Origin of the sequence: Asanoa ishikariensis (genome assembly GCF_900107455.1) — a bacterium.
GTDB classification, from domain to species: Bacteria; Actinomycetota; Actinomycetes; order Mycobacteriales; family Micromonosporaceae; genus Asanoa; species Asanoa ishikariensis.
The window spans coordinates 284,020-304,422 of the sequence record NZ_FNQB01000006.1; the positions used below are offsets into that span (position 1 = coordinate 284,020).

Below are 20,403 nucleotides of genomic sequence, written 5' to 3' on the forward strand. Positions count from 1 at the left end.
GCCAGTCTGTCGCCCCGAGACATCCATCGATCAGTTGACGAGAGCCATCACGGTCAGCCCGTCCTTGGTGTCTGCGAGGTCGACCGAGACGGTGTCACCGTCGCGGATCTCGCCGGCCAACAGCGCCTTGGCCAGGCTGTCGCCGATCGCCGACTGCACGAGCCGGCGCAGCGGGCGGGCACCGTAGATCGGGTCGTAGCCGTGCTCGGCCAGCCAGACCTTGCCGGCTTCGGTGACGTCGAGGGTGAGCCGCCGCTCGGCCAGCCGCTTGCGCAGCAGGTCCAACTGGATGTCGACGATCGCCCGCAACTGCGGCCCGGACAGCGCGGAGAACACCACGATGTCGTCGAGCCGGTTGAGGAACTCCGGCTTGAAGTGCGCGCGGACCACCGCGAGCACGGCCTCGCGGCGCTGCTCCTCGCCCAGGGTGGGGTCGGCGATCAGCGTCGAGCCCAGGTTGGACGTGAGGATCAGGATCGCGTTGCGGAAGTCGACCGTGCGGCCCTGGCCGTCGGTCAGCCGGCCGTCGTCGAGCACCTGGAGCAGCACGTCGAACACGTCCGGATGGGCCTTCTCGACCTCGTCGAGCAGGATCACCGAGTACGGCCGGCGGCGCACCGCCTCGGTGAGCTGCCCGCCCTCCTCGTAGCCGATGTAGCCGGGAGGCGCACCGACGAGCCGGGCGACGCTGTGCTTCTCGCCGTACTCGCTCATGTCGATGCGTACCATCGCCCGCTCGTCGTCGAACAGGAACCCGGCGAGCGCCTTGGCCAACTCGGTCTTGCCGACACCGGTCGGGCCGAGGAACAGGAAGCTGCCGGTCGGCCGGTCAGGGTCGGCGATGCCGGCCCGGGCCCGGCGGACCGCGTCGGCGACCGCGCCGACCGCTTCGGGCTGCCCGACCACCCGGGACGAGAGCGACTCCTCCATCCGGAGGAGCTTGACGGTCTCACCCTCCAGCAGCCGACCGGCGGGGATGCCGGTCCACGACGCCACGACGGTGGCGATGTCGTCGGCGCCGACCTCTTCCTTCAGCATCGCGCCGCTGGCCTGCAACGAGACCAGCTCGGCCTCGGCGGCGGTGAGCTCCGCCTCGAGCTCGGGGATGCGGCCGTAACGCAGCTCGGAGGCGCGGGCGAAGTCGCCGTCGCGCTCGGCGTGGCTCTCGTCGCCGCGCAGCCGCTCCAGCTCCTCCTTGGCAGTGGAGATCTTGGTGATGTGCTCCTTCTCCAGGCGCCACCGGTCGGACAGCGCGGTCAACTGCTCGCGCTTGTCGGCCAGCTCCTTGCGCAGCCGCGCCAGGCGCTCGGCGGAGGCCACGTCGGGCTCCTTCGCCAGCGCCATCTCCTCGATCTCGAGCCGGCGCACGGCCCGCTCGACCTCGTCGACCTCGACCGGCCGCGAGTCGATCTCCATGCGCAGCCGAGAGCCGGCCTCGTCGACCAGGTCGATCGCCTTGTCGGGCAGGAACCGGTCGGTGATGTAGCGGTCGGCCAGGGCGGCGGCGCTGACCAGTGCGGCGTCGGTGATCCGCACGCCGTGGTGCACCTCGTAGCGCTCCTTGAGCCCGCGCAGGATGCCGATGGTGTCCTCGACGGACGGCTCGCCGACCACGACGGGCTGGAACCGCCGCTCGAGCGCGGGGTCCTTCTCGATGTGCTGGCGGTACTCGTCCAGCGTGGTCGCGCCGACCATCCGGAGCTCACCACGGGCCAGCATCGGCTTGAGCATGTTGCCGGCGTCCATCGAGCCCTCGCCACGGCCGGCACCGACGACGGTGTGCAACTCGTCGAGGAACGTGATGACCTGGCCGTCCGAGTTCTTGATCTCTTCGAGCACGGACTTGAGCCGCTCCTCGAACTGGCCCCGGTAGGACGCGCCGGCGACCATCGCGGCCAGGTCGAGCGAGACCAGCTTCTTGTCCCGCAGCGACTCGGGCACGTCGCCGGCCACGATCCGCTGGGCCAGACCCTCGACGATCGCGGTCTTGCCGACGCCGGGCTCGCCGATCAGCACCGGGTTGTTCTTGGTCTTGCGGGACAGCACCTGCATGACCCGGCGGATCTCGGAGTCACGGCCGATCACCGGGTCGGTCTTGCCGTCCTTGGCTCGCGCGGTCAGGTCGACGCCGTACTTCTCCAGTGCCTGGTAGGTCTGCTCGGGGTCGGCGTTGGTGACCCGGCGGTCGCCGCCACGAATGGCCGGGAAGGCGGCGACCAGGTTGGCCTCGGTCGCGCCCTGGGCCTTGAGCACGTCGGCGACGGCGCCACCGACCCGCGCGAGGCCGGCGAGCAGGTGCTCGGTGGAGACGAACTCGTCGCCGAGCGGGCGGGCGATCTGCTCGGCCGCGCCGATGGCGTTGACGAACTCACGGGACAGAGTGGGCTCGCCGACGCTCGGGCCCTGCGCGGTGGGCAGGCCCTCGATCGCCCGGGCGGCCGCACGGCGGATGTCGGCGGCGTTGGCGCCGACCGCGCGGAGCAGGCCGCCGGCCGTCGAGCCGCCGGTGTCCAGCAGGCTGAGCAGGAGGTGCCACGGCTCGACGGTGGCGTTGCCGCGCTGTGCCGCCCCGGCGGCCGCGCTGGTGATGACCTCACGACTCTTGGTCGTCAGACGTTCGCTGTTCATGGGCTCCCCTGGTAGCTGACCCTTGAGACGACACAACCAGAGTTGAGTCTATTCCGCTCAACTCCGGCCGTGTGATCCGCGTCACTCGTTGCCCACCATCACCCTGACCCACTTCCGTTCGCCGAAGTCCTCGATGCCGAGCCAGTTGACCACGCCGGCAGAGCAGAACAGCGTCCCTTCAGGGAGTACGCGCAAGAAGCAGTCGCCGATCGGCCAGTCGACCTTCTCGAAGGCGCCGCCGAAGACCCGTCCGGGCCGCTGCGGCGTGGTGACAGCGAGGCTGGCGTCCTCCAGCGCGACCGCTGAGGTGTAGCGCTCGGGATGGCCGGCGGCGCTCATCGGACGCCAACCCTGGCCGTCGAAGAACCAGATCGCCGGCCACGAGATCAGGTCTGTCTGGCCGATCAGCCAGGCGTACGTCCCGCTGCGGTCGACGGTTATCCGCACCGACCCGAGCTTCCCGCTGGCGCCGGCCACCGGGACCTGGCGCCAGGTCGTGCCCTGGTCGTTGGAGACCGTCGAGATCGGCCGGCCGGAGTCGTCGATGCCGACCGCGAAGAGCCAGTGGGCCGCGGACGCGACCGCGAGCAGATTGGGGACGTTCGGTTGCGTCCTGGTCGGCGTCGGCCTGCCGTGGCCGTCGAACCAGACCACCCGCTGCTTCTCGTCCCCGTCGCAGCACGCCTGATATTCGCCGAAGATCGGGCGCAGGACGTTGTCGTCGCCGGCGGCGTACTCGTAGGTCGCACCGCGGTCGAACGACACGTAGTAGCCGTCCGGCTCGACGTAGAGCACCAGGCGCGCGCGGTCCGCGTACAACTGATGGCTCTTGCCCTCCGGGCGCGGGTGGTAGACCTGGTGCCAGCTCCGACCGCCGTCCTCGGTGCGCACCACGGCCGCCGAGCAGTTCTCCCCCGGGCCGGGAGCGCCGGTGGTCGAGCCGCACCGCCCGAACAGCGCGTAGCCGAGGGCCTGGTCGACGAACTCGACGTTCTGGAGTTGGTAGCTCGGCGGCACCGGGATCGAAGCGTGCCGCACCTCGAACTCCGCCTCCGGCGTGGGTGCCGGCGCGGAGGTCGGTGGCGGTGGCGGCTTGCGCCGTATGTCACCGATCGAACACCCCGCCAGCAGCACGAGTACGACGGCCGCCGCCATCATGATCCGTCCGCGCATGACACCTCCCCGTACGGATACGAGTCTCCTGGGATGGGCACGGTTCCCGATCTTTGGATAGGTTGCCTCCGTGCGAGTACGGGTGGAACAGACGTCGTTACCCGGTATTGGCGTGCGGCACGACTTCGTCACGGAGGCGGGCCGGCGACTAGGTGTGGTGTCGCATCGCGACGGACGCCGGGCCCTCATCGTGTACGACCGCGATGATCCCGACGCGCGGCTGGCCGCGATCCCGCTCACCGACGACGAGGCCGAGGCGCTCGCCGACCTGCTCGGCGCATCGCTCATGCTGGGCCAACTGGCCGGCCTGCGCGACCAGGCCGCCGGGCTGCTCACCGAGCAGATCGCCCTGCCCGCGAGCTCGCCGTTCGTCGGCCGGCCGCTGGGCGACACCCGGGCGCGCACCCGCACCAGCGCCTCGATCGTGGCGACCCTGCGCTCCGCCCAGGTCATCCCGTCGCCCGGCCCGGACTTCCGGTTCGAGAACGGTGACGTGGTGGTCGCGGTGGGCACCCGCAAGAGCCTCGACGCACTGACCCGCATCCTCGCCGACAACGATCCGGACGGCTGAGCCGACGATGCACGAGAGCACGACGGTCCTGCTGATCGAGGTCGGGGCGCTGATGTTCCTCCTCGGCCTGCTCGGGCGGCTCAGCCGCCGGTTCGGCATCTCCCCGATCCCGCTCTACCTCCTCGCCGGTCTGGCCTTTGGCCACGGCGGACTGCTGCCACTGAACGCGAGCGAGGAGTTCTTCTCGGTCGGCGCCGAGATCGGCGTGATCCTGCTGCTCGTGCTGCTCGGCCTCGAGTACTCCGCCGCCGAGCTCGTCGGCAACCTGCGCGCGGCGGCTCCCATCGGCCTCCTGGACGCGGTCCTCAACGCGCTGCCCGGTGCGGCGTTCGCGCTGCTGCTCGGCTGGGGCTGGGTCGCCGCGGTAGTGCTCGCCGGCGTCACCTGGGTGACCTCGTCGGGCGTGGTGGCCAAGGTGCTCGCCGACCTCGGCCGGCTCGGCAACCGGGAGACCCCGGTGGTGCTCTCCGTCCTGGTGATGGAAGACCTGGCGATGGCGCTCTACCTGCCGCTGCTGACCGCGCTGCTGGCCGGCACCGGGCTGCTCGGCGGCGGCATCGCGCTCGGCATCGCGGTGCTCGCCGTGACGGTCGTGCTGGTCGTCGCGATCCGGTTCGGCGGCTGGATCTCCAAGGCCATCTCCGCGCGCGACCCCGAGGCGCTGCTGCTCGGCATCTTCGGCCTCACCCTGCTGGTGGCCGGCGTGGCCGCGCAGCTCAAGGTGTCCGCCGCGGTGGGCGCGTTCCTGGTCGGCATCGCGGTCTCCGGCCCGGTCGCGCACCACGCCACCCGGTTGCTCTCGCCGCTGCGCGACATCTTCGCCGCGGTGTTCTTCGTGTTCTTCGGGCTGACCACCGACCCGGCACACCTGCCGCCCGTGCTGCTGCCGGCGATCGGGCTCGCCGTCGTCACCATGGCGACCAAGACCCTCACCGGGTACCTCGCCGCCCGGCGCGCCGGTATCGCGGTGCGCGGTCGCTGGCGGGCCGGCCTGGCGCTGACTCCGCGCGGCGAGTTCTCGATCGTCATCGCCGGGCTGGCGGTGGCCACGCCGGGGATCAATCCGGAGCTCGGCGCGCTCGCCACGGCGTACGTATTGATAACCGTCGTGGTCGGTCCGATCATCGCCCGGTTGCCGGACTTCGAGTGGTTCAAGGCGCTGCTCCAACCCCGGCCCACGGTCGTCGCGCCGGCGCCGGTCCGCGTCGCCGAGGCGCAAGGAGCACTAACTCAACACACACCGGACGCTACTAGCCAGTAACTCAGCGCGCACAGCTGATCGTGCCCGGGTCTTAACCTTTGGCCCCTTCCGTCGATTCGCGCCAAGCGCTACGGTGACGCCGCAGATGGGTCTGAAAGCGGAAGATCGACCATTGGGCGAGATCGACGCATGACCATGCGGAGCGAGGTGTCCGTGAGCGTGCAGTCGACGTCGTTCAGCGGCTTCACCAATCCCGTTGATCCAACACCGGCGGAGTTACGAGCCTGGGCCTACCAACCGGACACCGTCCCGTTGCAGTCCATGCCACCCGACTGGGATCTGTTGGTATCGGGCGACCATCTGGTCACCACGCTGTTCGAGCTCGCGATGGACCGGTCGTGTCCGGCCCGCCGGTTCGCGCTGCACTGCCTCTACATCTACGCGGCCGACGGCATCCGCACGAAGTTCCGCGCCCACCCCAAGCGGCGGCTGCGCAAGCTCGTGCAGCAGGCCGAGACACTGGGCGACGACCAGATGCGCACCTGGGCACACAACAGCCGGGTGCTGCTGGCCAAGCCCGAGCTCTTCGACTACCGCGACTGGTGCGAAGGCGGCCTGGTCCGCTCCGGCCGCCGCCTCAGCTAGACCCGCGCCCGGGCGGCATTGCGGATGATCTGCGCGAGCGCCGCCGGTTGTTCCTCCGCGATCCAGTAGCCGGTGTCCCGCACGAGTTCGGCCCGCCCGTCGGTGGCGATCTCGGCGACCATCTCGCGCAGCCCGGTCTCCGTCGCGGCCGGCGCGCCACCCACCGCGGTCACCGGCATGGTCAGCCGGCCGTCCTCGGCCAGCGCGGCCAGGTTGAGCTGCCGGTCCAGGGCCAGCGAGCGATACATCTCCAGCGCCGCTCGCAGAGCGCCCGGCGCGGAGTAGGCCTCCGCGTAGCGGTCCACCTCGGCGGCGCCGATCGCGCCCGCGTCGAAGATCCGGGACCGGATGACGAAGTCGATGTACGCGCGCTCCCGCCCGCCGATCAGCAGGTGCGCGACGTCGGCGTTGGCGTGGAAGGCGATCTGCCAGCTACGCGGGTTGGTCATCTGGTGGTCGAGCTGCGAGGTGCCGGGCGGTGCCGCCTCGACCAGCAGCAGGGCGGCGGTCGCGTCACGATGGCTCAGCGCGTACGCGAAACCGACGTAGCCACCCACGTCGTGCCCGCACACGATCGCCGGCGTGGCACCGAACTCGGCCCGCGCGATGGCCCGCACGTCGCCCGCCAGGCTGTGCTTGTCGTAGCCGCTGGCCGGGCCGGGCGAACCGCCGAGCCCGCGCAGGTCGGGCATGACGATCCGGAACTCGCCGGCCAGCAGCTCGGCCACGCGCGACCAGGCTCGCCAGGTCTGTGGGAAGCCGTGCAGCAGGATCAGCGGCGGGCCAGCACCGGCCACGGCGTAGTGGTGGACGGCGTCGTTGGCCGCCAGCCGACGGTGTTGAATGTCCAATCCTCGAACCCCCCGGGCGAAGAAGGCCGGGACCCCCCGTGGATCCCGGCCTTCTTTGTCCGATATGGTGAGGTTAGTCCTTCGTCGACTTTTGCGGGCGTTTATCGCGTCGGCGGGTCGGTCGGTCGGCGTGGCCGCCAAACCACCAGCGCGGTCGACGTGCGGGCGGTCGGCACGAGGTCGGCCCGCGGGTACGGCGACATGGACTCCAGCTCGGCGATCCGCCGGTAGGCCGCGGTCAGCGCCGCCTCCAGCTCGGCGATCTGCTCCCGCAGGTCACCGGCCGTCTGCTCCAGGCTGATGATCCGCCGGATGCCCTCCAGGTTGATGCCCTCGTCCTGGCTCAGCCGCTGCACCTCGCGAAGAAGCTCGACGTCGCGGGTGCTGTAGCGCCGCCCGCCACCGGCCGCCCGGCCGGGCTGAACCAGCCCGAGCCGGTCGTACTGCCGAAGGGTCTGCGGGTGCATGCCCGCCATCCGGGCCGCCACCGAGATGATCAGGACCTTGGCGTCCGTGGTCGTCTCGATCGTGACCGAGATTTCCTGCTCCTCGTAGGGCTGCATGGGGTGGTCACCTCCGCCACAACGTGTCGCGACCCGCGTCCGGCGAGAGCACTGCGAACTTCTCCAGCGCCTCGCGGGCCTCGTCGGTCAACGCCGTCGGCACCGCCACGTCGATCGTGACGAGGAGGTCGCCGGCCTGTCCGTCGCGCTTGGCCACGCCCTTGCCCCGCGCACGCAGAACGCGGCCGCTCGGTGTGCCCGGCGGCACCCGCAGCGTCACGTAGCCGTCCATCGTCGGGACCCGCAGGTCAGTGCCGAACACCGCTTCCGGGTACGTGATCGGAGCGGTGATCGTCAGGTCGTTGCCGGCCCGACCGAACATGTCGTCGGCCCGGACCCGGACCAGCACGTAGAGGTCGCCGGGCGGACCGCCGCGGTCGCCCGCCTCGCCCCGGCCGGCCAGCCGGATGCGCTGCCCGTCGGAGACGCCGGACGGGAACCGCACGTTGAGCGTGCGGGCCTTGGTGACGCCGCCGGTGCCGCGGCACTCCGGGCACTTCTCGTCGACGATCGTGCCGACGCCCTGGCACTCGCGGCACGGCTCCGAGAAGCTGAACGAACCCTGGTTGCGGGTGATCAGACCGGAGCCCTGGCACTGCGGACAGGTGCGCGGCTGGGTGCCCGGCTTGGCGCCGTTGCCGTGGCAGGTGTCGCAGACGCCCGGCGCCCGCAACGTCAGCGGCAGCGTGACACCCCGGACCGCGTCGCCGAAGTCGAGCGTGACCTCGGCCTCGACGTCGCGGCCGCGGGCCGGGCCACGGGGCTGCTGCGGCTGGCCGCGGCCGCCGCCCGAGAAGATCGAGCCGAACAGGTCGGAGAAGCCGGCACCGCCGAAGCGCCCGTCGCGACCGGTGCCCGTGGTGGGTCCGCCGCCGCCGCCGAAGCCGAACAGGTCCGAGGGGTCGAAACCGCCCGGGCCGGGTCCGCCCCCGGTGCGGGCACCCCGACGGAACGCGCCCGCACCGAAGAGCGAGCGCATCTCGTCGTACTCCTTGCGCCGACCCGTGTCGGACAACACGTCGTACGCCTCGGAGACGGCCTTGAACCGGTCTTCGGCTTCGCTGTTGCCCGGGTTGTGGTCGGGGTGCAGCTCCCGCGCGAGTTTGCGGTAGCTGCGCTTGATCTCGTCGGAGGAGGCGGACTTCGGAACGCCCAGTACGGCGTAGAAGTCCTTCTCCAGCCAGTCTTTGGAGCCCATGTCAGCCCGCCTCCCTTCCGACTGTGCGTGGGTTGCCCGTCACTCGGGGTCGGCCACCGCGACCAGCGCCGGTCGCAGCAGCCGGTCGCCGAGCTGGTAGCCGCGGCGCATCACGTCGATGCACGTCGGCTCCGTCACCTCGGCCGAGGTCAGGTGGGCCACCGCGTCGTGGCGGGTCGGGTCGAACGGGTCGCCCTTCTCGCCGAACGCGGTCAGCCCGAACTTGCCCAGGGCCGTGACGAGCTGCTCGGCCACACCGCCGAACGGCCCGACCAGGTCGCCGTGTTCCCGCGCCCGGTCGAGGTCGTCCAGCACCGGCAGCAGCGAACTGATCACCAGGCCGGTGGTCTGCTCGGCCGCCACTCCCCGGTCGCGGTCGACCCGCTTGCGGTAGTTGGCATATTCCGCCGAGACCCGCTGGAGGTCGCGCGTGCGCTCGTCCAGGTCGACCCGGAGTGACTCGAGCTCAGCTCCCAGCCCACCGGCCGGTGCCTCTTCCGCCGCCGGCTCGGCCGGCTTCTCGTCGGTGCCCGCATCGGCGGCCGGCGCCGGTGTGTCGACCGGCTGCTGCTCGGCCGGTCCGGACGGGCCGGGCACCTCGGTGCTCTGCTCCTCCGCCGGCTCCGCGGGCTCGCTCTTGTCGTGCTTGAGCTTGCCCCCGGTCGCGTCGATCCGTCGTTTGTCCCGGATGACGATCCGCTCCGCTCCCTTGCCTTCGGCCTGGTCGCGATCGGTGCCACCCGGCGCCGACCCGGCGGCTGCCGGGTCGGCGGCTCGTGGCTTTTCCGTCATGCCGACATCCTCACTGACGTCGCGTGCCGCCGGGTCACTTCTTGTCGTCCTCGACGATCTCGGCGTCGACGACGTCGTCCGGACCGTTGCCGTTGCCACCCGGGGCACCGGTGCCCGGGCCGGCAGCGCCCTCGGGGCCGGCGCCGGGGCCGGCACCGTCGGGGCCGGGCTGCTCGCCCTGCTGCTGCTGCGCGTAGAGCAGCGAGCCCGCCTGCTGCGAGACCTGCGCCAGCTTCTCGTGCGCCGACTTGATCTTCTCGAGGTCCGTGCCGCCCAGCGCGCTGCGCAGGTCGCCCAGCGCCTCGTTGATCTGGTCGCGCGACTCGGCCGGGAGCTTGTCGCCGCTCTCCGCGAGGAACTTCTCGGTCTGCCACTGGAGCTGCTCGGCCACGTTGCGGGTCTCGGCCTCGTCGCGGCGACGCTTGTCGTCGTCGGCGTGGTCCTGAGCGTCCCGCATCATGCGGTCGATGTCGTCCTTCGGCAGCGCCGAGCCGCCGGTGATCGTCATCGACTGCTCCTTGCCGGTGCCCAGGTCCTTGGCGTTGACGTGGACGATGCCGTTGGCGTCGATGTCGAAGGTGACCTCGATCTGCGGCACGCCGCGCGGCGCCGGCGGGAGCCCGGTCAGCTCGAACGTGGCGAGCTTCTTGTTGTACGCCGCGATCTCGCGCTCACCCTGGAAGACCTGGATCAGCACGGACGGCTGGTTGTCGTCTGCCGTCGTGAAGACCTCGGAGCGCTTCGTGGGGATCGTGGTGTTGCGCTCGATCAGCTTGGTGAAGATGCCGCCCTTGGTCTCGATGCCCAGGCTCAGCGGCGTGACGTCCAGGAGCAGAACGTCCTTGACCTCGCCCTTGAGCACGCCGGCCTGGAGCGCCGCGCCGACCGCGACGACCTCGTCGGGGTTGACGCCCTTGTTGGGGTCCTTGCCGGTGAGCTGCTTGACCAGGTCGGTCACCGCGGGCATCCGGGTCGAGCCGCCGACCAGGATGACGTGGTCGACATCGGCGACCTTCACGCCGGCGTCCTTGATCGCCTGCTCGAACGGGCCCTTGGTGCGGTCCAGCAGGTCCTGCGTCATGCGCTGGAACTCGGACCGGGACAGGCTCACGTCGAGGTGCAGCGGACCCGCCTCACCAGCGGTGATGTAGGGCAGGTTGATGTTGGTGGTGGTCGCCGCGGAGAGCTCGATCTTGGCCTTCTCGGCGGCCTCGCGCAGCCGCTGCATCGCCATCTTGTCCTGCGAGAGGTCGATGCCGTGCTGACCACGGAACGTCTTGACCAGGTATTCGATGACCCGCTCGTCCCAGTCGTCACCACCGAGGTGGTTGTCGCCCGAGGTCGACTTGACCTCGACGACACCGTCGGCGAGCTCCAGCACGGACACGTCGAACGTGCCGCCACCCAGGTCGAAGACCAGGACGGTCTGCTCCTTGGAGCCCTTGTCGAGGCCGTAGGCCAGCGCCGCACCGGTCGGCTCGTTGACGATCCGGAGCACGTTGAAGCCCGCGATCTCACCGGCCTCCTTGGTGGCCTGGCGCTGCGCGTCGTTGAAGTACGCCGGGACGGTGATCACCGCGTCGGCGATCTGCTCGCCCAGGTAGGCCTCGGCGTCCCGCTTGAGCTTCATCAGGACGCGGGCCGAGATCTCCTGCGAGGTGTATTTCTTGCCATCGATGTCAATCGACCAGTTGGTGCCCATCTCCCGCTTGACCGAACGGATCGTCCGGTCTGGGTTGGTCACCGCCTGGCGCTTCGCGACCTCACCGACGAGCACCTCGCCGTTGCGGGCGAACGCGACGATCGAGGGGGTCGTGCGCGCACCCTCCGCGTTCGCGATGACGGTGGGCTCACCGCCTTCGAGGACGCTGACGACCGAGTTCGTCGTGCCGAGGTCGATGCCGACCGCACGTGCCATGGCTACTTCCTTATCCTCAAGTTGAGTGGACCGGGCTCAATGATGCCACGATCACGCCAGGCGTCAAATCGGGTTGAGTGTGGTACGCGCAACTTCAACCGCCGCGTTCCTGTTGTACAGGCGGAATAGATCGGGCACGCTTTACCCGTGACGACGCAGGTGGCGGCGGTGGTCCCCGAGGGGTTGCCGACCGCGCTTGGCCGACTACGGGCAGCGATCTCCGCGGCCGACTTCCCGTTGTCCCTCACCTCCGCCGCGGAGGCGCGCAAGGTCGGGGCGGCATTGGTCGCACAGCTCGACGACTACCTCCTGCCCCGACTGGCCCGGCTCGACGCGCCCCTGCTGGTGGTCGTCGGCGGCTCCACCGGCGCTGGCAAGTCGACGCTGGTCAACAGCATCGTGCAGGCCCGGGTGAGCGCGCCCGGGGTGCTCCGCCCGACCACCCGGGCGCCGGTCCTGGTCTGCAACCCGTCCGACAGCCAGTGGTTCCGCTCGGGCGACCTGCTGCCCGGCCTGACCCGGACGACCAAGCCCAGCGACGACCCGCACACCCTGCAACTGGTCGCCGCGCCCGCGCTCACGCCCGGGCTGGCGTTCCTCGACGCGCCCGACATCGACTCGGTGGTCGACCAGAACCGGCAGTTGGCCGCCCAACTCCTGGCCGCCGCCGACCTCTGGCTGTTCGTCACCACCGCAGCCCGCTACGCCGACGCCGTGCCGTGGGGGCTGCTGCGCACCGCCCGGCTGCGCGGCACGGTGATCGCCCTGGTGCTCGACCGCGTGCCGGACGAGGCGGGCGACGACGTGCCGGCTCATCTCGCCGAGATGCTCGCGGCCAACGACCTCGCCGAGGCACCGCTGTTCGTGCTGCCCGAGACCGACGTCGACGGCCAGGGCCTGCTGCCCGGCCGCGACACCGCCGAGCTGCGCGCCTGGTTCGAGCGGCTGGCCAGCGACGCCAACGCCCGCGCCGCGGTGGTCCGGCAGACCCTCGACGGCGCCGTCGCCGCACTGAGCCCGGCCGCCGACGGGCTCGCGGCCGCGGCCGACGAACAGGCCGCGGCGGCGCGGGCCCTGCGTGAGCGGGTACGCGCGGCCTACCGCGGCGGCGCCGAGACCGTCGAACGCAGTCTCAAGGACGGCCGGCTGCTGCGCGGCGAGGTGCTGTCCCGCTGGCACGAGTTCGTCGGCACCGGCGACTTCTTCCGCGGCCTGGAAGCGCGGATCGGCCGGCTGCGCGACCGGATCACGGCCGCCGTCACCGGCCGGCCACAGCCCGGCAACCAGCTCAAGTCCGCGATCGAGTCACAGCTCACCACGCTGCTGCGCGGGGTGGCGGGCGATGCCGCGGAGAACGCGTACACCGGCTGGCAGGCGCACCCGGCCGGGGCCGCATTGCTGGAGCCGTCGCTGGCGCGGCCGACGCCCGACCTGGGCGACCGCGCCGACCGGCTGGTCCGCGACTGGCAGCGCGGCGTGCTCGAGCTCGTCCGTCAAGAAGGCGGCGACAAGCGGTTCGTCGCCCGCACGGCGGCGTATGCGGTCAACGCCACCGGCCTGGCGGTCATGATCGCGGTGTTCGCGTCGACCGCGTTCATCCCGACCGGGCTGGAGATCGGCACCGCGGCCGGCACCACGCTCGCCGCGCAGAAGGTGCTCGAAGCGATCTTCGGCGACCAGGCGATCCGCCGGCTCGCCACCAAGGCCCGGCAGGATCTGCTCGAGCGGGTCGACGACCTGCTCGCCGACGAGGCGGCCCGCTACTTCGACCGGATCGAGGCGGTCGGCGTCGACGCCGACCCCGGCGGCGAGCTGCGGGCGGCCGCGGCCGACGTCGAGCGGGCCAGGTCCGCGGCGGCGCTCACGGTCGGCAGCAAGCTGGCCCTGCCCCAACGCGATCTTGGGGAGCTGCGGTGACCCAGTTCATGGGTCGGGTCCGCGAGGCCCTGCGCGGCAATCGCCGCGTCGACCCCGACGTGCTGATCGGCCGGCTCGACGCCGTGCAGAGCTTCCTCGACGCCGCCGACGGCCATCTGCCCTCCGATCGGCTGGTCCCGGCACACACGCTGGTCGAGCGGGCCGGCGGCCGGCTCGCCCTGTCCCGCGACCACACCCTGGTCGCCCTCGCCGGCGCCACCGGCAGCGGCAAGTCCAGCCTGTTCAACGCGCTGGCGCACATGCACCTCTCGCCGGTCGGGGTCCGCCGGCCGACCACGGGCCAGGCGTTCGCCTGCGTCTGGGGAGCCGCGGACGCCGCGGGCGGCCTGCTCGACTGGGTCGGCGTGCTGCCCCGCAACCGGTTCGCCCGGGAGAGCCCGCTCGACGGCGACGACGAGGCGCCCCTGCGCGGCCTGGTGCTGCTCGACCTGCCCGACTTCGACTCGGTCGAGTCGGCCCACCGGGTCGAGGTCGACCGGCTGCTCGGCCTGGTCGACCTGATCGTCTGGGTGGTCGACCCACAGAAATACGGCGACCGCGTGGTGCACGAGGCCTACCTGCGCGAGTTCCACCGGCACAAGGACGTCACCGTCGTCGTGCTCAACCAGGCCGACCGGCTGTCCACGGCAGACCTGCCGAAGGTGCTCGGTGACCTACGCCGGCTGCTCGAAGAGGACGGCCTCGGCGGTGTGCCGGTGGTGGCGACCGCGGCGGTCCAGGACGCCGCCATGGTCGAGCTGCGCCGGCTGCTGGAGCGCACGGTGGCCGAGCGCCAGGCGGCGCTGCGCCGGCTCAACAGCGATGTCGACACCGCCCTCGCCCGGCTCGACGACCTGGTCGGCGGTCCGGCACCGGAAGACGTCGACCGGGCCACCTCCCGCAGGCTCGCCGACGCGCTCGCCGGCGTCGCCGGCGTGCCCGCGGTGGCCGACGCGACCGAGCGGGCCTACCGGCACCGGGCCGGCTCCGCGACCGGCTGGCCGCTGGTGAAGTTCTGGCGCAAGCTGCGCCCCGACCCGCTGCGCCGGCTGCACCTGCACACCCCGCCCGTGGTCGGCACCGAGCTCGCGCCGTCCGACGGCCCCTCGCCGGCCGTGACTTCGCTGCCCGACCCGAGCGCCGCGCAGCGGGCCTCGCTCGGCATCGCCCTGCGCACGGTCACCGACACCGCGGCCGGCGAACTGCCCGAGGTGTGGCGGGTCGCGGTCGGCGACGCCGCCCGGTCCCGGCTCGGCGACCTGCCCGACGCACTCGACAAGGCGGTCGCCGGCACCGAGCTCGGCGTCGAGCGCAAACGGGCCTGGTGGCGGGCGGTCGGCCTGCTGCAGTGGCTGCTCACCCTGGTCGCCGTGGCCGGGCTGGGCTGGCTGGTGGCCGGCTACATCGTGCGGGCCCTCGGGCTGCCCCGGTTCGACTATCCGATGGTGGGCGAGGTGCCGCTGCCGACCCTGGGCCTGCTGGGCGGGTTGGTCGCCGGCATCCTGCTGGCCCTGCTGGTGAAACCGTTCATCCGTTGGGGTGCCCGCCGCGCCCGGCGCCGGGCCGAGGCGCGGATGCGGGAATCCGTCGCCGAGGTGGGTCGCGACCAGGTGATCGCGCCGGTCCGGCTGGTCCTGCGCGACTACACGACCGCCCGCAACGCGTACGCGGCCGCCGGACCACCCCGTTAGGGCCCGTGCCCGCGCCGCTGTACCAGCGTAGGGTCGGCACATGGCGACGCCACAGACTCCCTATGAGGCCGTGTTGAAGGCCGCGCGTGACGTCGACAAGCTCGACTGCGCGCTGGACGCCGAGATGCTCGGCACCGCGTTGCTCGGCAGTGTCTACGCGATCGCCGAAGAAGACCGCGCCGGCGCCGTGCGTACCTTCGTGGAAGGCTTCCTCACCGCCACCTCCCGCCGCCGGGCCGCGGCCGCGACCACCATCCGGTCCGTTTTCGCCACCCTCGTCCCCGACGCGACCGGCGCCGCCGCGGTCAAGCCCGGCGCACAGGCGCCGTCCTGGTCCGGCCAGCTCGGGCGGGTCCGGCCGACCGGCACCTATGCCTATGGCGACGTGTACGGGGACCAGACGTCCTACCTGGCCACCTTCGCCTACGAGGACGACACCGAGGGCGGCCCGGAGCACGCCGTCGTCGCGCTGGTCGACCACAACATCGGCATCACCAAGGACGTGTTCGTCGGCGGCCCCGCCGAGCGGATTCTCGGTCAGGTCCGCCGCATGTGCGCCGCCGACGGGCTGACCTGGTTCCGCGAGGAGGACCCGCGCACCCTGCGCGCCGAGGTGGCCCGCCACCTGCGGATCACCGACGAGATGGGTGACCTGCCCGGCGAAGGCTCGCTGGCCACCGACCGGGCGCTGGTCGGTGCCCGCCTGGCGCTGCTGCCGATGCCGGCGCTGAGCCCGGTGCCGGACCTGCCCGAGCCGCTCGGCGACGACGAGCGCTCGGCGCTGATCCGGACCTTCCTGGCCGCACCCGAGGCGGCCCGCTTCGAGCTGGACCGGCTGCCCGAGGGCGACCTGGGCTCGCTGCACTTCTGCCTGAGCCTGGTCCTCGACCACGCGGCGAGCCTGCCCGACGCCGACCCGATGCGGTGGAGCCCGATCGTGGTCGAGCTGTTCCTGCTCGACTGGGTGCACAGGCGCGCGGTGCTCGACATGGACGACGCCGCGTTGCTGCCGAGGGTGGTGCGCGCGTGGGCGGCGTACGCGTCCCGGGTGCGCGGGCTCCCGACCGAAGCGGTGGCCGCGACCGACCAGGCCGTGGAAGACACCGTGCCGGAGTTCGTCCGCCTCTACACGACCGGCGAGCGACGCAGCCCGGCAACGGCCGCCGTGGCCCAGCTCATCGCCGAGGGCGTTGACCTCAACGACCCGGCGGCGCTGGACGCCTGGCTCGCGGAGAACCGCGACCGACTCGGCGAGTAGCCCAAGGCGTGTCCCGCCAGTCAACGTGAGCCGAGACGGCGTCTCGGCGTTGGCTGGCGGCCGCCGGCTTCCACCCCGTCCGCCGGGATGGCGCCAACCGACCCCGCCTACCGCTCAGCCACCAGCCCATCCGACCGGGCTCAGGCAGGGCGCACCCACACATCGGTGATCCCAGGACGCCGCCAGACGGCGGCTCGGCCCGTCGCAGGCCGCGATGATCGACGGTCGATGGCGGGAGAGTTGGGTAGGACCGGAGCCGAGCGGCTATGGACCTGGGACATGCCCTAGCCGGGCGCGGTCGCGCCCGGCTAGGAACAGGTCAGTTGCTCGGGGTGGGCGACGGGCTCTCGCCGCCGGCCGGCGGAGCGGCCGCATTCGGGCTCAGGCAGAGCACGTTGTTCGAACGCCCGCCGGAGACCTCGACGACCGGCTGGCCCTTGTCGGGGCACTGGGCCGCCTCGTTCACCCGGGAGACCACCTTGAACGCGTCGGGCTCGGCGCACGTCGCCGCGACCGCGGTGTCGCCTGACTGCCGGACGCACTCACCGACTGCCGGGTTGAAGCCGTCGCCGCTGGAGCGGGTGAACAGGTAGACCACCGCCAGCGGAATGACCAGCAACAGCACGGCCGTGGTCAGGACCATCGCGAGCACCCGGCCGTTGCGCTCCTTCGGCGGCGGGTCCGGCTTGTCGTCGGTCGTGGCCGGCGCCGCCCCTGCCTCCGCGTCGGGCCGGAACGCGTCGAACCGGCCCTGGTCCGAGTCGCCTGGTGTGGCCGGCCAGGTCGCGGTCTGCTGGCCACCGGGTCGGTTGGCGCCACCCAGCGGACGGCCCGAGTTCAGCGGACCGCTGATCCGGCCCTGCGGACCTGCCTGCGGTGCCCCGGGCGGTGGCGGCATGCCGGGAACGCCGGCGTACCCACCCGGCGGACGGATGCCCTGCGGACCCTCGGGCGCGTCCACGCCGGGCGGCGTGACCCGAGCGCTGGAGCGGTAGCTACCCGGCGGACCAGGCGGCGCGGGCGGCACCTCGATCGGCGGACCGAACGCGGTCGCGTCGCCCGGGCCGAAGCCATCGCGACTCGGCGGGCTGCCGTAGGGAGAGCCGAAGCCACCCTCGTCAGCACGACCGCCGGGCGCACCCGGGAAACCGGGCGGGCCGCCAAAGCCGGTCTCGTCACCGCGGCCGCCAGGCGCACCCGGGAAGCCGGGCTGCTGGCCGCGATCCTCGGGACGGCCCGGCGCACCGGGGAAGCCCGGCTGCTGCTGGCCGCCGAAGCCGCCCTCTTCCGGACGGCCCGGCGCACCCGGGAAGCCCGGCTGACCACCAAAGCCACCCTCGTCAGCACGACCGCCAGGCGCACCCGGGAAACCGGGCTGGCCACCGAAGCCACCCTCGTCAGCACGACCGCCAGGCGCACCCGGGAAACCAGGCTGCTGACCACCGAAGCTGTTCTCGTCACCACGACCGCCAGGCGCACCCGGGAAACCAGGCTGCTGACCACCGAAGCTGTTCTCGTCACCACGACCGCCAGGCGCACCCGGGAAACCAGGCTGCTGACCACCGAAGCTGTTCTCGTCACCACGACCGCCAGGCGCACCCGGGAAACCAGGCTGCTGACCACCGAAGCTGTTCTCGTCACCGCGGCCACCTGGCGCACCCGGAAAACCGGGCTGGCCACCGAAACTGCCTTCGTCACCACGCGCAGGCGAACCCGGGAAACCAGGCTGCTGCTGGCCACCGAAGCCACCGTCCTCTGGACGGGCCGGCGCACCCGGGAAACCCGGCTGACCACCAAAGCTGTTCTCGTCACCACGCGCAGGCGCACCGGGGAAGCCAGGCTGCTGCTGGCCACCGAAGCCACCGTCCTCCGGACGGCCCGGCGCACCCGGGAAACCCGGCTGACCACCAAAGCTGCTTTCGTCACCACGCGCAGGCGAACCCGGGAAACCAGGCTGCTGCTGGCCACCGAAGCCACCGTCCTCCGGACGGCCCGGCGCACCCGGGAAGCCCGGCTGACCACCGAAGCTGCCCTCGTCACCACGGGCCGGCGAGCCAGCGAAACCCGCGTCCTCGCGAGCCGGCGAGCCCGGGAAGCCCTGCGGCCGGAAGCCACCCTCGTCGCCACGGCCCGGGAAGCCCTGCGGGCCGGCGAACCCGCTCTCGTCGCCGCGACCAGGGAAGCCGCCCTGCGGTGCGCCGTTGCTGGGTGCCTCGCCGAAGCCCGGGAAGCTGCCGCTGTCGGGGCCGCCTGGTGCGGCACCGAAGCGGTTGCCGCCCGCCGGCGAGCCGGGGAAGGCCGAACCGGGCTGGTCGGCGCTGGGCGCGAACCCGCTGGGGCCGCGGAACTGCTCGGCACCGGGGCCGCCGAAGCCAGGCGCCTCGGGTGCCGCGGGCGAGTCGGTGGGTGCGCCGACCGCGCGGCCGTAGACCCTCGGCTGGGGCGGCGTGTTCGCGGCCTGCGGTATGGGCTGGTCGGTCGCCGGCTGGACGCGGCTCGCGGTCGGCACCGAAGCGCTGGCGCTGACCGCGCGCCCGGCCGACGCCGTGCCGCTCGGGGGGCCCGAGGTCGGGCCGCCCTGGCTCGGCACCGCCGGGTGGGCGGGGCGTTCCTCGGCGGGCTGCTCGGCGGGGGCGAACTGGCCCGGGTCGATTCGGACCGCGCCCATCGGCACCGACGCGGCACCCATCGACCCGCCGCCGACCCGTGCCGAGCCGACCGACGCCGAGCCGACCGACGCGGAACCCGTGGGTGCGGAGCCGCCGGGCGGCCCACCGCTGGTCGGCGCGGCGCCCTGGTGCGGAGCCGCCGGTGCGGCACCGGAGTCGCTGAAGCCGCGCGTGCCGGCGGCGAAGCCGGAGAAGCCACCGGAGTCACCGCTCGGGAAGCCGCCCGAGTCGCCGCTGGGTCCGCCGGACTGCGCGCCGCTGTCGATCGGCGGAGGGGGCGTCCAGCCGCTCGACCCGGAGTAGCTGTTGGGCGCGCCTGACGAAGGCTCGTTGGTGCCCGGGTCGACCGGCTGCGGAATCTGCACGCGGCCGGTAGCCGGACTGTCGCTCGAGGTGCGCGGCTGCGGCACGCTCGGCGGGTATTCGATCTTTCCGTGGTAGTCGATCGCGCCGTAGCGGTCACCGGCGTCGGCCGGCGACTCGGCGGGCGGGAAGGCTCCGAACGACGCGCCCGGGACCCGGGTCTGCTGCGGGGGCAGCGGGGTCGGCTCGGGTGCCTGCGGGATCGGCGCGGGCGCGGGCGTGTAGTGCGCCGGGACCTCGTCGTGCGCGCCCGGCCGGCGACCGTTGACGGGCCCGTGCTCAGCCCCGCCGTCCCGGCGCGGGGCGCCGTAGGTGTTGTCGGGAGCCGGGGCGCCCCAGGGCGCCTGCTGACCGCCCTGTGGGGGCGTCCACTGATCCGTCCGCTGTGGTGGGTCGTAGCCCGGCGGCGCCCACGACTCGCCTGCCGGTCGGCGCCGCGGGTCGGCCTCGCCGAAACGGTCCCCGCCAGCGTCCGGGGCAGCTTCGTCCGGCTCGTAGCCGGGGTGCTGCGAACCCTCGGACGTCATCGTCGCCTCCTCCATCGCGGAACAGCGACCCTGGTTTCATGCCGATGCCAGGGCAGCCGGACCAACCGTACCGGGCGGTGCGACGGGTAGGAATCCCGGTGCTGTGAGCAGCACCGCAACGGTGTATTCGGTAACCGCACCAATACAAAAGGTCCGCCCGGCAAGCCGGACGGACCTCTGAGTTACGCGGCGTGATTAGCGCTGGCTGCGCTGCGAGATCGCGATGATCTCGGCACGGACCGCGGGCGAGTTGGTCTCGCTGAGCGCCCGCTCGAGCGCACGGACGCGGCGCATCTGGTCACGGTGCGTGCGGAAACGGTCCATCATGGTGCTCATTGCTGTGCTCCCTGGGTCTGCACCGATCGCCCCCAACCGGTGTCTGTACCTATTGTGGCGCATCCAGGCTTCGTTCGCCATCGATTATTAGGTGAGCCGCGC

At 72.3% G+C, this 20,403-nt stretch carries 15 protein-coding genes; 6 read left to right on the top strand and 9 right to left on the bottom strand.

The window, feature by feature from the left end:
* Positions 1–30: 30 nt before the first annotated feature.
* A complete protein-coding gene (gene clpB, locus BLV39_RS40760; RefSeq protein WP_090804584.1) occupies positions 31–2,628 on the bottom strand; it encodes an ATP-dependent chaperone ClpB in 2,598 nt (865 codons plus the stop codon).
* 81 nt (positions 2,629–2,709) lie between these two features.
* Positions 2,710–3,801 carry a hypothetical protein gene (locus BLV39_RS40765; protein ID WP_090804586.1) on the bottom strand — a complete coding sequence of 364 codons (1,092 nt, stop codon included), beginning with the start codon at positions 3,799–3,801 and terminating at the stop codon, positions 2,710–2,712.
* 70 nt (positions 3,802–3,871) lie between these two features.
* Between BLV39_RS40765 and BLV39_RS40770 the strand changes: the two genes are divergently transcribed.
* The 3 genes from BLV39_RS40770 to BLV39_RS40780 all read left to right on the top strand — a co-directional run bounded on the left by BLV39_RS40770 (position 3,872) and on the right by BLV39_RS40780 (position 6,218).
* Positions 3,872–4,372, top strand: coding sequence for a cation:proton antiporter regulatory subunit (locus BLV39_RS40770; protein WP_090804588.1), 501 nt, complete (start codon positions 3,872–3,874; stop codon positions 4,370–4,372).
* Between the two features lie 7 nt (positions 4,373–4,379).
* Positions 4,380–5,633: a cation:proton antiporter gene (locus BLV39_RS40775; RefSeq protein ID WP_090804590.1), complete on the top strand. Its 1,254-nt coding sequence runs from the start codon at positions 4,380–4,382 to the stop codon at positions 5,631–5,633.
* 153 nt (positions 5,634–5,786) lie between these two features.
* Positions 5,787–6,218, top strand: a complete 432-nt coding sequence (locus BLV39_RS40780) for a hypothetical protein (RefSeq protein WP_089254804.1) — start codon at positions 5,787–5,789, stop codon at positions 6,216–6,218.
* Here BLV39_RS40780 and BLV39_RS40785 read toward each other — a convergent pair.
* The 5 genes from BLV39_RS40785 to dnaK form a co-directional block, all read right to left on the bottom strand.
* Positions 6,215–7,069 (bottom strand): alpha/beta fold hydrolase, encoded by an 855-nt coding sequence (locus BLV39_RS40785; protein WP_176985344.1) that lies wholly within the window; start codon positions 7,067–7,069, stop codon positions 6,215–6,217. The genes BLV39_RS40780 and BLV39_RS40785 overlap by 4 nt on opposite strands.
* Positions 7,070–7,170: 101 nt before the next feature.
* Positions 7,171–7,632: a heat shock protein transcriptional repressor HspR gene (locus BLV39_RS40790; protein WP_090804594.1), complete on the bottom strand. Its 462-nt coding sequence runs from the start codon at positions 7,630–7,632 to the stop codon at positions 7,171–7,173.
* Between the two features lie 7 nt (positions 7,633–7,639).
* Positions 7,640–8,830, bottom strand: a complete 1,191-nt coding sequence (gene dnaJ / locus BLV39_RS40795; RefSeq protein ID WP_090804596.1) for a molecular chaperone DnaJ — start codon at positions 8,828–8,830, stop codon at positions 7,640–7,642.
* Positions 8,831–8,869: 39 nt separating this feature from the next.
* Positions 8,870–9,622 carry a nucleotide exchange factor GrpE gene (gene grpE / locus BLV39_RS40800; protein WP_090804598.1) on the bottom strand — a complete coding sequence of 251 codons (753 nt, stop codon included), beginning with the start codon at positions 9,620–9,622 and terminating at the stop codon, positions 8,870–8,872.
* A 34-nt stretch (positions 9,623–9,656) separates the two neighbouring features.
* Positions 9,657–11,540, bottom strand: a complete 1,884-nt coding sequence (gene dnaK, locus BLV39_RS40805) for a molecular chaperone DnaK (protein WP_090804600.1) — start codon at positions 11,538–11,540, stop codon at positions 9,657–9,659.
* 147 nt (positions 11,541–11,687) lie between these two features.
* On the opposite strand from dnaK, the gene BLV39_RS40810 reads away from it, so the two are divergent.
* The 3 genes from BLV39_RS40810 to BLV39_RS40820 are packed head-to-tail and all read left to right on the top strand — an operon-like array spanning position 11,688 to position 16,406.
* Positions 11,688–13,457 (top strand): dynamin family protein, encoded by a 1,770-nt coding sequence (locus tag BLV39_RS40810; RefSeq protein WP_239083670.1) that lies wholly within the window; start codon positions 11,688–11,690, stop codon positions 13,455–13,457.
* Between the two features lie 8 nt (positions 13,458–13,465).
* Positions 13,466–15,148 (top strand): GTPase, encoded by a 1,683-nt coding sequence (locus tag BLV39_RS40815; protein ID WP_090804716.1) that lies wholly within the window; start codon positions 13,466–13,468, stop codon positions 15,146–15,148.
* A gap of 40 nt (positions 15,149–15,188) precedes the next feature.
* Positions 15,189–16,406: a hypothetical protein gene (locus BLV39_RS40820; RefSeq protein WP_090804604.1), complete on the top strand. Its 1,218-nt coding sequence runs from the start codon at positions 15,189–15,191 to the stop codon at positions 16,404–16,406.
* Between the two features lie 319 nt (positions 16,407–16,725).
* Here the strand turns inward: BLV39_RS40820 and BLV39_RS40825 are convergent, their stop codons facing one another.
* Positions 16,726–19,965, bottom strand: a complete 3,240-nt coding sequence (locus BLV39_RS40825; protein ID WP_143050124.1) for an LppU/SCO3897 family protein — start codon at positions 19,963–19,965, stop codon at positions 16,726–16,728.
* A gap of 195 nt (positions 19,966–20,160) precedes the next feature.
* A complete protein-coding gene (locus BLV39_RS43475) occupies positions 20,161–20,301 on the bottom strand; it encodes a hypothetical protein (protein ID WP_176985345.1) in 141 nt (46 codons plus the stop codon).
* Between the last annotated feature and the right edge of the window lie 102 nt (positions 20,302–20,403).

Excerpts from the sequence above, each read along its gene's own strand:
- clpB (WP_090804584.1), bottom strand. The coding sequence starts at position 2,628 with ATGAACAGCGAACGTCTGACGACCAAGAGTCGTGAGGTCATCACCAGC.
- BLV39_RS40765 (WP_090804586.1), bottom strand. The coding sequence starts at position 3,801 with ATGCGCGGACGGATCATGATGGCGGCGGCCGTCGTACTCGTGCTGCTG.
- BLV39_RS40775 (WP_090804590.1), top strand. The coding sequence starts at position 4,380 with ATGCACGAGAGCACGACGGTCCTGCTGATCGAGGTCGGGGCGCTGATG.
- BLV39_RS40790 (WP_090804594.1), bottom strand. The coding sequence starts at position 7,632 with ATGCAGCCCTACGAGGAGCAGGAAATCTCGGTCACGATCGAGACGACC.
- dnaJ (WP_090804596.1), bottom strand. The coding sequence starts at position 8,830 with ATGGGCTCCAAAGACTGGCTGGAGAAGGACTTCTACGCCGTACTGGGC.
- grpE (WP_090804598.1), bottom strand. The coding sequence starts at position 9,622 with ATGACGGAAAAGCCACGAGCCGCCGACCCGGCAGCCGCCGGGTCGGCG.
- dnaK (WP_090804600.1), bottom strand. The coding sequence starts at position 11,540 with ATGGCACGTGCGGTCGGCATCGACCTCGGCACGACGAACTCGGTCGTC.
- BLV39_RS40815 (WP_090804716.1), top strand. The coding sequence starts at position 13,466 with ATGGGTCGGGTCCGCGAGGCCCTGCGCGGCAATCGCCGCGTCGACCCC.
- BLV39_RS40820 (WP_090804604.1), top strand. The coding sequence starts at position 15,189 with ATGGCGACGCCACAGACTCCCTATGAGGCCGTGTTGAAGGCCGCGCGT.
- BLV39_RS40825 (WP_143050124.1), bottom strand. The coding sequence starts at position 19,965 with ATGACGTCCGAGGGTTCGCAGCACCCCGGCTACGAGCCGGACGAAGCT.
- BLV39_RS43475 (WP_176985345.1), bottom strand. The coding sequence starts at position 20,301 with ATGAGCACCATGATGGACCGTTTCCGCACGCACCGTGACCAGATGCGC.